This is a genomic window from Fodinibacter luteus (assembly GCF_039541575.1).
GTDB classification, from domain to species: Bacteria; Actinomycetota; Actinomycetes; order Actinomycetales; family Dermatophilaceae; genus Fodinibacter; species Fodinibacter luteus.
In genome coordinates this window covers 54,799-68,651 of sequence record NZ_BAABGM010000017.1, presented here as the reverse complement: position 1 = coordinate 68,651, position 13,853 = coordinate 54,799, and the positions used below count along the sequence as shown (strand labels likewise).

The 13,853-nt window shown below is 67.9% G+C and carries 12 protein-coding genes and 1 pseudogene; 4 read left to right on the top strand and 9 right to left on the bottom strand.

Annotated elements, in window-relative coordinates; all coding sequences use genetic code 11:
- Both ABD899_RS14430 and ABD899_RS14425 read right to left on the bottom strand, forming a co-directional pair.
- A partial coding sequence (locus ABD899_RS14430) for an IS630 family transposase (protein ID WP_345207230.1) occupies positions 1-639 on the bottom strand: 639 nt, incomplete at its 3' end.
- 472 nt (positions 640-1,111) lie between these two features.
- Positions 1,112-1,885 carry a trypsin-like serine protease gene (locus ABD899_RS14425; RefSeq protein ID WP_345207224.1) on the bottom strand — a complete coding sequence of 258 codons (774 nt, stop codon included), beginning with the start codon at positions 1,883-1,885 and terminating at the stop codon, positions 1,112-1,114.
- Between the two features lie 1,099 nt (positions 1,886-2,984).
- On the opposite strand from ABD899_RS14425, the gene ABD899_RS14420 reads away from it, so the two are divergent.
- Both ABD899_RS14420 and ABD899_RS14415 read left to right on the top strand, forming a co-directional pair.
- On the top strand, positions 2,985-3,392 hold the full coding sequence (locus ABD899_RS14420; protein WP_345207222.1) for a VOC family protein: 408 nt from the start codon (positions 2,985-2,987) through the stop codon (positions 3,390-3,392).
- Between the two features lie 215 nt (positions 3,393-3,607).
- Positions 3,608-4,117 carry a putative immunity protein gene (locus ABD899_RS14415; RefSeq protein WP_345207220.1) on the top strand — a complete coding sequence of 170 codons (510 nt, stop codon included), beginning with the start codon at positions 3,608-3,610 and terminating at the stop codon, positions 4,115-4,117.
- Between the two features lie 127 nt (positions 4,118-4,244).
- Here ABD899_RS14415 and ABD899_RS14410 read toward each other — a convergent pair whose 3' ends face one another.
- Positions 4,245-4,763, bottom strand: a complete 519-nt coding sequence (locus ABD899_RS14410; protein WP_345207218.1) for a histidine phosphatase family protein — start codon at positions 4,761-4,763, stop codon at positions 4,245-4,247.
- Between the two features lie 1,169 nt (positions 4,764-5,932).
- On the opposite strand from ABD899_RS14410, the pseudogene ABD899_RS19020 reads away from it, so the two are divergent.
- Positions 5,933-6,163, top strand: a pseudogene (locus ABD899_RS19020) (hypothetical protein); the annotation flags it as partial.
- A gap of 261 nt (positions 6,164-6,424) precedes the next feature.
- Positions 6,425-7,126 carry a tyrosine-type recombinase/integrase gene (locus ABD899_RS14405; RefSeq protein WP_345207216.1) on the top strand — a complete coding sequence of 234 codons (702 nt, stop codon included), beginning with the start codon at positions 6,425-6,427 and terminating at the stop codon, positions 7,124-7,126.
- A gap of 759 nt (positions 7,127-7,885) precedes the next feature.
- Here ABD899_RS14405 and ABD899_RS14400 read toward each other — a convergent pair.
- From ABD899_RS14400 to ABD899_RS14375, 6 genes are all read right to left on the bottom strand, one after another.
- Complete coding sequence (locus ABD899_RS14400; protein WP_345207214.1) at positions 7,886-8,344, bottom strand: DUF6325 family protein; 459 nt, start codon at positions 8,342-8,344, stop codon at positions 7,886-7,888.
- Positions 8,345-8,500: 156 nt separating this feature from the next.
- Positions 8,501-9,055, bottom strand: a complete 555-nt coding sequence (locus ABD899_RS14395) for a DUF1269 domain-containing protein (RefSeq protein WP_345207212.1) — start codon at positions 9,053-9,055, stop codon at positions 8,501-8,503.
- Between the two features lie 99 nt (positions 9,056-9,154).
- Positions 9,155-10,516 (bottom strand): dipeptidase, encoded by a 1,362-nt coding sequence (locus tag ABD899_RS14390; RefSeq protein ID WP_345207210.1) that lies wholly within the window; start codon positions 10,514-10,516, stop codon positions 9,155-9,157.
- A 3-nt stretch (positions 10,517-10,519) separates the two neighbouring features.
- Positions 10,520-10,969 (bottom strand): hypothetical protein, encoded by a 450-nt coding sequence (locus ABD899_RS14385; RefSeq protein ID WP_345207208.1) that lies wholly within the window; start codon positions 10,967-10,969, stop codon positions 10,520-10,522.
- Complete coding sequence (gene gadC / locus ABD899_RS14380) at positions 10,969-12,450, bottom strand: glutamate/gamma-aminobutyrate antiporter GadC (protein ID WP_345207207.1); 1,482 nt, start codon at positions 12,448-12,450, stop codon at positions 10,969-10,971. Before gadC ends, ABD899_RS14385 begins: the two co-directional genes overlap by 1 nt.
- 242 nt (positions 12,451-12,692) lie before the next feature.
- Positions 12,693-13,772 (bottom strand): M24 family metallopeptidase, encoded by a 1,080-nt coding sequence (locus ABD899_RS14375; RefSeq protein ID WP_345207205.1) that lies wholly within the window; start codon positions 13,770-13,772, stop codon positions 12,693-12,695.
- Positions 13,773-13,853 lie beyond the last annotated feature (81 nt).

Genomic DNA, 13,853 nt, shown 5'->3' with positions numbered 1-13,853 from the left:
GTAGTCGTGGGTGCGCTTCTCGGGCATGCCGGGCATCATCGGCAGCACCGGTGCGGACCGGGACAGTGCCTGGACCTGGCTCTTCTCGTCCACGCAGAGCACGACGGCGCTCTCGGGCGGATCCAGGTACAGCCCGACCACGTCGTAGACCTTCTCCACGAACAGCGGGTCCTTGGACAGCTTGAACGTGTCCGCCCGGTGCGGTTTGAGGTCGAACGCCTTCCAGATCCGCCCGATCGTGGTCTTGGACAGCCCGGTGCGCTGAGCCATCGACGCCCGAGACCAGTGCGTCGCGTTCGCCGGGGTCGACTCCAGCGTGGCGACCACGACGTCCTCGACCTGGTCGACGGTGATCGACGGCGGCCGGCCCGGGCGGGCCTCGTCCATCAGCCCGTCGAGCCGGTCGGTCACGAACCTGGCGCGCCACTTGCCCACCGTCGCCGGCACGCAGTTCAGCTTCGCCGCAACGGCTTTGTTGTCCAGACCGTCAGCGCAGGCCAACACGATCTTGGACCGCAGCGCCAACGACTGAGACGACTTCGCCCGCCGCGACCACCGCACCAGCTGCGCCCGCTCCTCATCACTGAGGACCAGCTCGGCCTTGGGTCGACCTGTTCTCGCCACACCCGATTCTACAATTTATCTTGCGAACTTCCGGTGCAACACACTAGCGGGTCGGCGGCTCTCCCGGGCCGGACTTGCCATGAGCGATTCGGTGGCCATAGACGGCACCACGGCAGAGGCCCGGACGTCAAGTGCCGCCCGCGGGGCAGGAAGACGAAGTGACCAAGGGCGGAATAGCTCCGAGCCAGAGCACGAGTGAACTCCCGCGCGGGGTTGTCGCCGCCGCTCCCGGACCCGCCCGAGGTGTGCTCCGACGGCATCCCAGCCGCGATCTAGGTCTGACGAGTGCAGTGTCGTCAGCAGGGACGGCTGGCACCGGTTGCTCTCCATCGAGGTGCCCGAAGGAGCTCGCGAGACACGCGATGGGCGCCTCGTTAGAACCTGCCCCTCGGCGACCCCGAGGCACGTCCACGGAGGCGGAACGTACGTCTTCAGAACGGCGCTCGGCCTGGCCCAGGGTCGGCCCGATATCGGCTCGCAGACGGCCTCAGGCCGGTGGCGCCAGCCCGAACTTGCTCTCGAGCCAGTCGAGGACGGACGCCAGGTCGACCCGCTGCGTCATGTCGATCGAGACGCAGTTCGGGTCACCCCAGCTGGTTACCGACACGAGGATGAGCGTGTCCTCCCAGAAGTGCGGTCCGCCCGAATCACCGCCACAGGTCCCGCCCTGCGCGGTGGCGCTGTGGTTCATCAGTAGCCGGAGGCTGTTCTGCGTCAGGCCGCTGTACGGAGAAGTCGACCAGTAGCGATCCTCGTTGGGCACGAGGTTCGGCGGCGTCGGCCCGTTCAGGACTCCGTACCCCACGTTCACGAAGGTGTCGTCCCGGATGTCGCCGGCCGCCTTGAGTTCGCTCAGGAATCCTTCCGTCGGTAGGACCGGGTACGTGGCCAGCAGGACGGGATCATCCAGGACCACCACCCCGATGTCGTTGCGAGGGAAGCGGTGATCGGGGTGCGTGTAGGGCGTGCCCTCGATCCCCGACGGGTTCGTCCGGAAGTCGTCGGGCACTTGGTACGAGAAGTACGCGTACACCATTGACGTGCCCTCGGTGCAGTGAGCCGCCGTCAGGACGATCGTCGGCGAGAGGAGCGTGCCCGAGCAGCGATGTATGTACTCGCCGTCGGCGTCATGGAAGGCGAGGAGCCCGACGAACGGGTACGTATTCTCCTCGTCGGGAAAGCCGTCGGTGATCGCGTGTGCCGACGCCGGGAACAGCAGCATCGCCGATGCAGCGACGATCGCAGCGAGGAACTTCTTCACCGTCCACCTCCTGGTTGGGCCCATGTTCTGGCCCGGGTTGCGACGCTACTCCGACAACCCAATCAAAACCAGAGGAGCTGTGAAGGCGTCCCGCCTCTGCCTTGGTGCTGTCAATAGCCACCGTCGCTGCGGGTCACTTGCCACCGCGTCGCTCGTGGCCCGCCCGGCCGGGGAGGGCCGTCGACCCTTAGGGGAGCTCAGGATGCCCCGCCTTACGCCTCACGCGACATGCCCTGTGCCGACCGGCCGGTACGACACCGGGCTCGCGCCCCAGCTCGGGAGCAGCGCTAGTGCAGGACCGTGTCTGGGCGTCACGCAGTGAGGCGAACCACGCCACCCGCTGTACGTCGCGGATGACACCCCGCTCAACCCTTGGGTGCCGGCCCGCTCAGCGCCGCACCCTGAAGACGAGAAGCTGAATACCGTCCTGTTGCGGGCCACCCCGGCGGCCCGCGAACGGGCTTCGAGCCGCCATCCAGGCCATGAAGAGCCGCACCGCGGCTGACCCGGCCCCCGTGACCTGGTCGCCGATGGCGGGCACAGGGACAACCGCGGACCCGCTGGTGCTGTCGTGCCCGAACTACGAAGAATCAGTTGAGGAGTTACTCGCTGCGCTGCGCGCCGTCAACGCCCAGCCGTGTTCGACTGGATGAGTTGGAACGGGTCTCGGCGATACCCACGCGGTGCAGGGTTGCCCAAAGCCCGGTCACACACGCAATGCGATTGATCACCGCCGTCGTGCGCGGCGAAAGGCTCTGAGACGGAACCATCGCCAGAGCCGTAGAGGACGGCAGCTTGGTAGCTGACGCGGAGCGAATCAACGCCGCGCTCGACCCGCCAGCACTCACCAAATGAACCAGCGCTCGCCGGCGGCTCGACCCACGCTTCAGCGGCCCGCGGACTGCCACCCACCTGGCGCTTCCTGCAGCGCCACGCGGCTACGCACTCTTGCGAATCGCGGCAGCATCGGCGAAGGCTTCCAGAACAGTCGGGCGCGCCCTTCGTCGGAGACCGCCAAGAGGCGCGCCCGACGGCGGCTGCGCATCCCTCCGGCACTCGACGCGGATTGCCGGCACGTGGGCACGGTTAGACTCGCTGAGTGCGCCAGCGTCCACGTCCGTGCATGGCTCAGGGGTCGCAGATGAGAGTCGGATATGTCGTCCTGTATGTGAATGATGCGGAAGTGTGCCGCAGGTTCTGGGTCGACCAGATCGGGATGGTCGAGAAGCGGCGCACCGAGGCGGGCGCGTTCACGATCGTGCAGGTCGGGTTTGCCAACCAGCCGTTCGCGTTCGAGCTCGTGCCTCTCGAGCTGATGAAGGAGAACCCGGACGGACTCGACCTTGCGACACCCTCGATCGCTTTCGCGGTCGACGACCTGGATGCCACGCGCGCCGACCTCCTGGGTTGTGGTGTGCAGGCGAGCGAGGTGGGCGATCACGGGGGCACGCAGAGCTTCGCGTTCGCGGACCCCGAAGGTCGCTGGTTCGCCGTCACGGCCGAGTGAAGCGGGAGCTCCACTCAGGCGGCCAGAAATCGGGTGCCACCACCGAGGATCCTTGTTCGCGTTCAGTCCTGGCGCGCCTCAAGAAGCACGACGTGCCCTCATGTCCCCTCTCCCCTCGTCCGCACGCGGTCGTGACGCACCTCGGTGGCCGCACTCATGCCACGGGCCGTGCGGTGCACAGCGGTCGAACGCGCATGGAGTGGCAGGCTGGTCGGATGATCTTGCCGAAGGTCCGCGACCCCCGACTGGTGACTATTCGCCGCGGGGGGACTCTCACCGACGCAGACCATCGACGCCTGGCACTGTGGGCTGCCACGTGCGCCGAGCACGTCCTCCACCTCTTCGAGGACGCGCAGGGGTCGGACCCTCGACCGCGAGAGGCGATCGAGGCGGCCCGGGCCTGGGCCCGCGACGAGATGTCGATGATGGACGCTCGCGCGTTGGGCGGACACGCCATGGGCGCAGCTCGCCGGCTCCACAAAGCACCCCGCTACGCCGCGTATGCCGCCGGTCAGGCTGCCTGTGTGGGCCACGTGGCCGAACATGATCTTGGCGCCGCCGCCTATGCCATCAAGGCCGTGCGCGCAGCAAACCCCGGCGTCCCGATCGCCGGTCGCACCGAGCGCGACTGGCAACGCCGCCAGCTCGACTCGTCGATCCGGTCTCTGGTCCTCGAGGACCAAGCGCGACGAGATGCCATCTGCTGGTCTGTCTTCACCGAATGACGCGACCGTCCCGTTCTGCCGCAGATCGTGGAGAGCGAACGCGGCTATGACGCGCATCGGCGTGCGATTCACCGGGAGCTCGAGCATGCCGCCGCGTGGCTTCCGTGCCCGGGGTCAGGGGGCCTCTCTACAGCGGGTTGACGGTGAACCTGCCACCGTCTTCGACGAGCAGAACGCCGGCGCCCTTGCCCAGCGGCTTGACCGTGTGACCTGTCAGGGCGGCCACAGCGGCTTCGTTCGTCGGGCTGTGGCCGACGACCAGCGCCCTACCACCATCGGGAAGTGAGTCGACGATCCCACGTAGCGCCGACCCCAGGAGGCGTTCCTCATGCTCGACCAGGTCCGGATCGACGCGTCGGATCTGCTCAACAGTGGCGCCCTTGCCGGCGGCCTTGGCCGCGGCTCGCCATCGGTCCTCGACGGTCGACCGCAGCCCCGGCACCTCGTGGATCACGACGTCGTCCTGCCCGGCGGCGTGACGAAGGAGGGTGACCATCTGGGTCGCGCGAGCCGCGCCCGAAGAGATGAATGCGGCGTACGGCGGCCGCAACTCCTTGCGGCCGATGGCTTCAGCCTCCGCCACACCCCGCGCAGTCAGGTCGTCGCCGTCGTTGTCGGTATGCCGACGGAGCTCCAGGTATCGCATCCCTCATCGTCGGCACAGGAGCGGAAGGGTGCAAGTGCGGCGCCAGGCGGCGCATAGACGCAAGTCGCGAAGGGCGGAAGGTCGACTCGTGAAAGGTCACTCCCCGTAGCGCGGTCGGTCGCGGTCCTGCTAAGCCGCTGGTCGCGTCCCGGGCGGTTCCACACCAAGTAGTCCATGAGCACCGATATCAGCAAGCAAGGGGGACCCACACCAGGAACCAAATGGTGCGCTCGGAACCATCCAGCACGAAGAGCCCGACGATGATGAGGTTGACTCCCAAGCACCGTGAGTCCGACACCCACGTGCACCGTGGCCGGATCACCAAGCAGGGCTCCAGACTGGTGCGCTGGGCCGCGATCGAGTCCGTCAAGCGACTCGGACCGCACACCGGGGTGGGCCCGCTGCGCGAACGAGTCGCCATCAAGCGGGGCCCGGAACATCGGCACCGTCGCGGCCGCTCGCCGCCAGGTCGAGCACGTCTACTACGGCCTGCGCGACGGGCACGTGCGCGCCCTGACCCACCGGGCGCGGCATGAACCACCAACAGGCTTCTTGGCCGGTGCTGGGTCGTGCAGGTCATGACCCCCGGACCGTTCGGCGCGGTCGCGCTCTCTGATTGACCACACCGGCCAAGACACCACGCACCACGTCATGCCACCGGCCATGGTGGTGAAGGGATGACTGACACCCACCAGGGCTAGTCCACCCGCACCGCATCAGGACTGACGAGGAACGACGTCCCACCACTGCGACCCACCAGGAGAACCCGGCACCAGACAACCACTCCCGGCTGTCCGCCGTCCACATCGTCGACTCGCCGGGCGCCGGCCTCAAGGCCCTCCGCCCGCTACGCGGTCGAGCTCCGCTCGAGCCTTGACCCCGACGCCCACCAAGTCATGCCTGCAACGGCCCGGACCAGCCCAAAATGGAACCACCACACTCTTGACCAGCCCCGCTCCTACAGGGATGACCTGCTCTTTCATCTGTCGGGCTGACAGGATTTGAACTTGTTTTCGGGGCCATCTCCAGCAAGCCTCGGACGAGCCGTTTCTGCCATCATTGGTAGTCTGACCTGCACAGATACCAAGGCGGTCGGGTGACACGGGTGGACACGACTGGCCAGGAAAAGACATTCGTTGTTGCACGTATGTTGCACGGAAGGGGTCCCAATGCCAGCGTCTGCGCTCCCCCACTCCCCCAGCGGCGAGCTTTTTTCCGCGGCCCCGAAGGCACGCACCAGGGCGCGAACAGCCGGACGGCGACGCGGCTTCGGCCACCTGCGCAGGCTGCCTTCCCGGCGCTACCAGGCGAGCTATCTCGGACCCGACGGTGACCGTCACATCGCGCCCACCACCTTCCAGACCAAGGGGGATGCGGAGGCGTGGCTGAGCATGCAGTCCGCTGCGATCACCGAAGGCCGATGGCGACCCGCCCCGACCGCCATCGCACCGCGTCCGCGTTTCGACGACTACGCCCGCGCCTGGCTGGGGAGGCGTGAGCTCAAGCCACGCACCCGGGTGGAGTACGCCCGACTGATCGAGGTCCTCGTCACCACGTTCGGGCACAGCCGGCTCGACACGATCACCCGGGACGACGTCCGTACCTGGCACGCCGCGTGGGGTCCGGAGCGACCGACGGCTCGAGCCCACACGTACGCCCTGTTGCGCACCATCCTGAACACCGCTGTGGAAGAAGAGCTACTGGCCACCAACCCCTGCCGCATCCGTGGCGGAGGCCGACCTGCGGGACGCTCAGGCATGCGCCCGGCCACCGTCGAGGAGATCGGGCAGATCGCCGCCAGCATGCCCGAGCGCTACCGGCTGATGGTTCAGCTGGCCGCCTGGTGCGCCATCCGGTTCGGTGAGCTCACCGAGCTGCGCCGCAAGGACATCGACCTACGCCACGGTGTCATCCGAGTGCGCCGCGCAGTGACGTGGCCCAACGGTCAGGCGCACGTCGGCACCCCCAAGTCGGATGCCGGGATCCGGGACGTGAGCATCCCGCCTCACCTGCTCCCCGACATCCGACACCACCTCGACCGGTTCGCGCGCAAGGGCTCGGACGGCTTGGTCTTCCCCAACACCGACGGCCAGCACATGCACCACGGCAGCCTCTACAAGGTCTACCGGCCCGCCCGCGCCGCCGCCGGTCGCCCGGACCTGCGATGGCACGACCTGCGCCACACCGGAGCCACGCTCGCTGCCCAAGCAGGAGCCACCACACGCGAGCTCATGGACCGCCTCGGGCACTCCACCTCTGCGATGGCGATGCGCTATCAGCACGTTGCCGACGACCGTCCCGCCGAGATCGCCAGACGACTCTCACAAATGGCCGAACCATCGCATGGCCTTGGCACCCCTTGACGTTCCCGCCCGCCGCCCGTTGCGAGAGGACGATCGGATGGCGAAGCTCCCGCGCTCCCCATGCAGCAGCGAGACGGCGGGCGGTGGCCCAATGGGCCTCGGCAGACTCGTTCATGCTGCGGCGAGAAGGGTGAGGGCCGTCACCGTGCCCGCGGTCGCGGGCTCCAGGTAGGACCGAAATGGCACGTTGGGAGGGCCACCACGCCGCTGAACAAATGATGACGAGGTCGTACCCCACCGCGGTCACCGACGATGGGATCTCGATCCTTCCCGACGTGCCTCGGAGCTCTGCCGGGAGCATGCCGAGGCCTCCCGCAGCGGTCGTGGCATCGGGAACTCCGAGAACCGCTTCGCCTATCTCTGGTCAGGGAACCCGATGCTGGCAAACTCGACGTCACACCCGCGCTCGGACAGGGTGTCGGCGGAGCTGGGTCCTTTAGCGTTGCCCGGTGGACGAACTACATGAGCAGCAACTTGATTGCTGGAGACGTGGGTGCGGGTCTCGTCCGGTCACCTGGCGACGAGGTGGGTCCTCCTGCTGGCTTGCCCACGGCCCCCTCCGCGCCACCAGGCGCCCACGCGTGGGCGCCTGGCTCGAGGCACGTAGATGCGCCGTCGCGGTGTGATGACGGCTGCGACAACGGCCGCCTTAGCCACCGGGGAGGGGCCGGGCGTGACGGCCTTGGCGACCACAGCAGTCTTTGCAACGGGATGACCAATGACGCCGACCGTCCTACGCGAGCTGGTCTGAGCGGCATGTCAGACTCCTTCCGGACGCGAGGTGTCGTCGGCCTCGATAGACGCGATGATCGCTTGGATCGGGATGCGGCCATCGGCGAAGATCTGGCCGCCGGCACGCCGTGCGGCGGAGGCGAACGGGGCCGCCCAAAGGTTCTCCCAGATGAGCACCCCCGCCGTGCTTCCTGGGTCCATCGAAGCAGCGAGATGAATGACGTCGTCCTCTGCGAGCAGCCCTGCCAGTTCGGTCTCGAGCACCTGCAGCGGTCCGAGGTCATCGAGGTCCGCGAACTCCGTTGCCTCGACCGTACCGTTCTGATCCTTCGTCAGGATCAACACGTCGATCAAGCGAATGGTCCCGGCCTCCACCAAGGACACCAGCTCGGTCGCCATCTCACCGCTGAAGGTGCTCTTCCCTACTGGGAACTCGACGACGAGGTAGTCGACAGGGCATAGTTGATCAATTGGTGTCCGTGTCATTGGTCGCCTTCTCGTGGTGTGCGGCGGTCAACCTTGGCGACTGAGCCGGCCGGCGGGTCCACCAGCCTCCGGGATCGGCATAGGACCGGTGGTGTGTCCACAGCAGGACAGTACTGTGGTGGACGTGTCACGCCAGCGATCCGGGGACCGCCGCGTTCACCCCTTCTCGACCTCGTCCGCGATCGCGCGGATGTCCTTGGCGACGACGTCGCTCACCGCCGACTCCACGATGCCGTTGGCCCTGGCCAGGGCGTTGCGGATCTCCATGGCACCGGGGTCGGAGACGAGGGCGACGATGCCGGAGTGCCCGGGGGCCACCGCGTTCTCGAGGTCCTTCTCCAGCCCGACCTTGTGGTGCAGCTGCGAGGCCTTGCCCAGCGCTGCGCCACCCGCGCCGAGCGCAGCCGCGCTGCCGATGATCGACGGCGGGAAGACCAGACCGAGGACGGCGCCACCCACGATCCCCCACTTCATACCGCTCTTGGTGGAGTGGTCGGTGGCCTTCTGGATCTCGAGCTTTCCTTCTGCGTCGCGGTTGACCACGACGACCCCGTCGATGGCGAAGTGCCGCCCGTCCTCAAGCGACTTCAGGGCCTCATAGGCCTCCAGAGCCGTGCCGGTGTCACTGAAGTCCGCGATGAACAGCGTCCTCGCGCCGTCGCTCACAGCGGCGAGCTCGGCAGTGAACTCGTTGGGAGTGTCGTCGGACATCCTGGGGTGCTCCGTTCGGTGGTTGGTCGGGGCGACGACGGCGCCCCGGTGATGGGTCTTGGTGTCGGTGCGCCTGGTGAGCCCAGCGGGCCTCAGCAATCAGCTGGGATGAGGAATCTGGTAGCGCTGCAGGAAGAGTGCCTCGGCGAGGGCCATTGCCGAGATCTCACTCGGGTGCACGCTCTCGTTCGGGGCGTGGATCATCGCGGCTGGTTCCTCGACGCCCATGAGGATGATCTCGGCGTCGGGGTAGGTGTCCGCGAAGACGTTGCACAGCGGGATGGACCCGCCTTGGCCGAGAGCGGCCATGGGCACACCGAAGGCCTCCTCCAGGGCGGCGGCCATGGCGGCGTATGCCGGACCGTCCACCTCCGCCCGGAACGGCGAACCGGCCGCTTCGAGCTCGACGGTCGACGTGACGCCCCAGGGCGTCGCCGCGGTGAGGTGCTGGCCGATGGCGACGTAGGCCTCCTCGGGGGTCGTCCCCGGTGGGATGCGAAGGTTCAGGCGGGCGGCAGCCCGCGGCACGATCGCGGATGCGGACCCCACGACGGGTGGGCAGTCGATCCCGATCACCGTCACGGCCGGCCGGGCCCACAACATGTCGGACACGCTACCGTCACCGAGCAGCTGGGCTCCGTCGACGACACCGGCATCGGCCCGGAACTGCTCCGGTGGGTAGGGTGCGCCGGTCCAGGTCTGAGTGGTGTCCAGGCCGGTGACCGTCGTGTTACCTCGGGCGTCGCGAAGCGTGGCGAGCATGGCCACCAGCGCGGCGAGGGCGTCGGGCGCGGCTCCCCCGAACATGCCGGAGTGCAACTCGGATCCCAACGCCTCCACGCTGACGACGACGTTGACCATCCCTCTCAGGCTGATCGTGGCCGCGGGCTCGCCAACGGCGGCGTTCCCGGTGTCGCACACCAGGATCGTGTCGGCCCGCAGGAGGTCGGGGTCCTGCGGGACGAAGGCCTCGAGACCTCCGGTGCCTTGCTCCTCGGAGCCCTCGACGACGAGCTTGAGGTTGACGGGCACCTGGCCGTCGAGGGCTCGCAGAGCCGTGAGGTGCATGAGGATGTTGCCCTTGCAGTCCGCCGCACCGCGGCCGTACCAGCGGCCGTCGACCTCGGTCAGCTCGAACGGCGGCGTGCGCCAGGCCGCCTCGTCGAGGGGGGGCTGGACGTCGTAGTGCGCGTAGAGCAGGACGGTGGGAGCGTCGGGGTTCCCGCAGGGTCGGGACCCGACGACAGCCATGCTCCCGTCAGCGGTCTCCACGAGGCGGGCATCGTCGAACCCGACGGCCGCGAAGCGCTCGAGCACCCACTGGGCGGCGCGCTCGCACTCCTCCGCGGGGAACTGGCGCGGGTCCGCGACGGATCGCAGCGCGACGAGCTCGGCGAGCTCTTCGCGGGCCTGGGGCATCAGCGCATCGATGCGCGCAGCGAGGTCCGTGCCACTCGTCATCGGTCAGTTTCCTGCCACGTCGTCGTCGAACTTGAGGTCGTCGACGAACTCCTGGAACTCGGCGAGCTCGTCCGGGCAGTAGACCTTGATGATGCGCAGCTGACCCTGGACCACCCGGCTGTCCGCGATGATCGGCCTCGACCCCGGGCCACCCGCACCGGTGGACAGCTGCGACAACAGCACAGCCCGGCTGAGTGAGCCGTTGGGATCTGCGCACACGGCACCGCCGTCATCGCCGAGCAGTCGCACGATCACCTCGCTCGACGGTGCGCGTGCCCCGGCGCTCTCGATCTCGGTGATGAGCTGGGCTGCCTTGTCCTGGGCAGCCTGCGACGACGAGGCCGACCTGAACATGAGCAGCGAGGTGACGACCAGCACGACCAGGGCCACGGTCACCCCGACGTAGAGGTAGCGCCGCTCCTCATCGCTCTGGGTCTCGAGGTTCGTGGTCATCACGAGCTCACCTCCTGCGTGGGCTGCGGCTCATCCGGCTGCGACTCATCGGGCTGCTTCCACGACGGCTTGCGGGACCTGTAGAACAGGTAGGGCACGAGGAGCCCCAACCCCAGAGCCCCACCGGCGACGATGAAGATGTACACCCCGGAGTTGCCGTTGCTGAACTGCGACGGCGGAATGAATCCGACCAGCAGGGCCGCGAGGGAGGCGGCGAAGCCGACACCGCACAGTGAGACCAGGATCGGCGCGCGGAACCCACGCGGGTGGTCGGGCTGGTTGCGGCGCAGACGGACCGCAGCGACGAACATGAGCAGGTACATGATCAGGTAGACCTGCGTCGTGATCACCGAGAAGATCCAGTACGCACTCGACACGGAGGGGATCAGGGCGTAGCCGAGGGCGATGAAGGTGGTGACCACGCCCTGGGTGACCAGGATGTTCTGCTGCACACCGTTCTTGTTGAGCTTCTGCAGGAACGGGGGAAGGTATCCCTCCTGCCGGGAGATCAGCAACAGTCCCTTCGACGGCCCGGCCAGCCAGGTCAGCATCCCGCCCAGGGAGGCTGCCACGAGCATGATGCCGATGATCGGTGTGAGCCAGCTGAGACCGAAGTTGGCGAAGACCGCCTCGAACGCCTGCATGATGCCCGCTGTCAGCGAGAGCTCCTCCGCCGGCACGAACCAGCTGATGGCCAGGGCCGGCAGGATGAAGATCATCAGGACCAGTGCCATGGCCGTGAACATCGCGCGCGGGAACTCCTTGGCGGGGTTGCGCAGCGACGACACGTGCACGGCGTTCATCTCCATGCCGGAGTACGACAGGAAGTTGTTGACGATGAGCACGAGGCTGGCCAGACCCGCCCAGGTGGGCAGGATGTGGTCGGCGTCCATGGGGGCCGCGGACTCGTTGCCCTGGCCGAGGAAGATGACTCCGAGTGTGACGAGGATGATCCCGGGGATGAGGGTGCCGATGATCAGCCCACCGCTGGCCAGGCCTGCGATGCCCTTGGTGCCGCGGGACGAGACCCAGACGCCTGTCCAGTAGACGACCACGATGATCAGCGCCGTCCAGACGCCGTTGTCGGCGAGCTCGGGGTTGATGACGTACGCCAGGGTGCTGGCGACGAAGCCCAGCAGGGTGGGGTAGTAGAAGATCGTCATCGCGAACTGACACCAGACCGCGAGGAAGCCCATGGGCTTGGAGATGCCCTCCGACACCCACTTGTAGATGCCGCCGTTCCAGCCGGACGCAAGTTCTGCGGAGACCAGTGAGGTCGGGAGCAGGAAGACGATGGCCGGAACGATGTAGAGGAACACGGCAGCCAGGCCGTAGACGGCCATGGTCGGCGCTGAACGCAGGCTGGCCACCGAGCTGGTGGTCATCATGGCCAACGCCGCCCACGAGATGAAGGCTGCCGAAGGGGCCCGCGTGCGCGGGGCAGCGGCGGAAGGGGTCGCGGGCACGTCGGCGGCACTCATGCTGCGTCCGCCCGATCCGGTGACGCGGCGGTGACGGCCCGGGCACCAAGGTGCCCCAGTCCTTGCTCGACGTGCTCGCGTGCCGACATCGCGGTCAACTCCTGTCGTGACAGTGGTGCACCAACGTTCTACGCCGACGCTAGGTGCGGGGGCGGGACTACGTATCACCCTGAGCGGGTGACGGTCGGGCACCGTCCTGGCGCCCGATCCGAAGGCCCCGACCGAGGTTCAGCGCATCGGCCCTAGGACACGACTGCGAGCCCGTGGTCGGTGGTGTTCAGCCTGAGACCGCCCTCGGTCGTCACCGTGACGATGTCCTCTATCCGCACGCCGAAGCGCCCGCTCAGGTAGATGCCCGGCTCGATGGAGAAGCACATCCCCGGCAGCAGGAGCTGCTGCTCGCCCTCCACTATGTAGGGGGGCTCGTGGGTGGTCACTCCGATGCCGTGACCGGTGCGGTGGATGAACTGGTCGCCGTACCCGGCAGCGGTGATGACGGCCCGGGCGACCCGGTCGATCTCCTGGCAGGGCAGGCCGGGCCGGACCGCCTCGAACGCCGCCTGCTGCGCCTCGCGGACGATGCCGTGCACCCGCACCAGCTCGGCACTGGGCTCACCAACGCTGACCGTACGCGTGGTGTCGGAGCCGTAGCCGTTCATCAGTCCGCCGAAGTCGAGCACCACGGAGTCGCCGACCTGGATGACCCGTTCACCGGCCTCGTGGTGCGGGTTGGCGCCGTTGGGCCCCGACCCGACAACCGTGAAGTCGACCTGTTCGTGCCCGAACTCGCGCAGCAGCCCGGCCAGATCGGCGGCGACCTCTGTCTCGGGTCGCCCGGCGAAGCGGAGCTTGACTACCTCGAGGAAGGTCGAGTCGGCCGCCGCGCCGGCCGCCGCAAGCCGGGCCAGCTCGGCGTCGTCCTTGACCGCCCGCAACATCGGCAGGCACTGCGTCATCGCCCGGTAGCGTGTGGCGGGCAGCAATGCCTGCAGGCCGAGGAGGTGCATCGCCCAGGCCGAGTCGGAGATGCCGTAGCGCCCGACCGGATCGAGAAACTCACCTGCAGCAGCGTAGGGGTCGGAGCCGTCGGTCCAGTCATAGATTGTGAGGGCTGCGGCTCCGGCTGCCGCCTCGACGTCCGGGCGTTCGAGCCGCGGTGCCAAGAGTGTCGGCTCCCGGTTCGGGCTCAGAAGCAGCAGGGTGAGACGCTCGGTGATGGCCGTGGGCTGGTACCCCGTCAGCCACACCAGGTCCGGGCCCGGTGTGACCAGAACCCCTCCGTCGAGGCCGACCGCGACGGCGTCCGCGACGACGCGCTCCATCCGGCCCCGGTAGTCGTGGGCCGTGAAGGGCGGGGGCACGGGCTGGGCTGTCGTGGCCATGGGCACTCCTTCGACTGATCC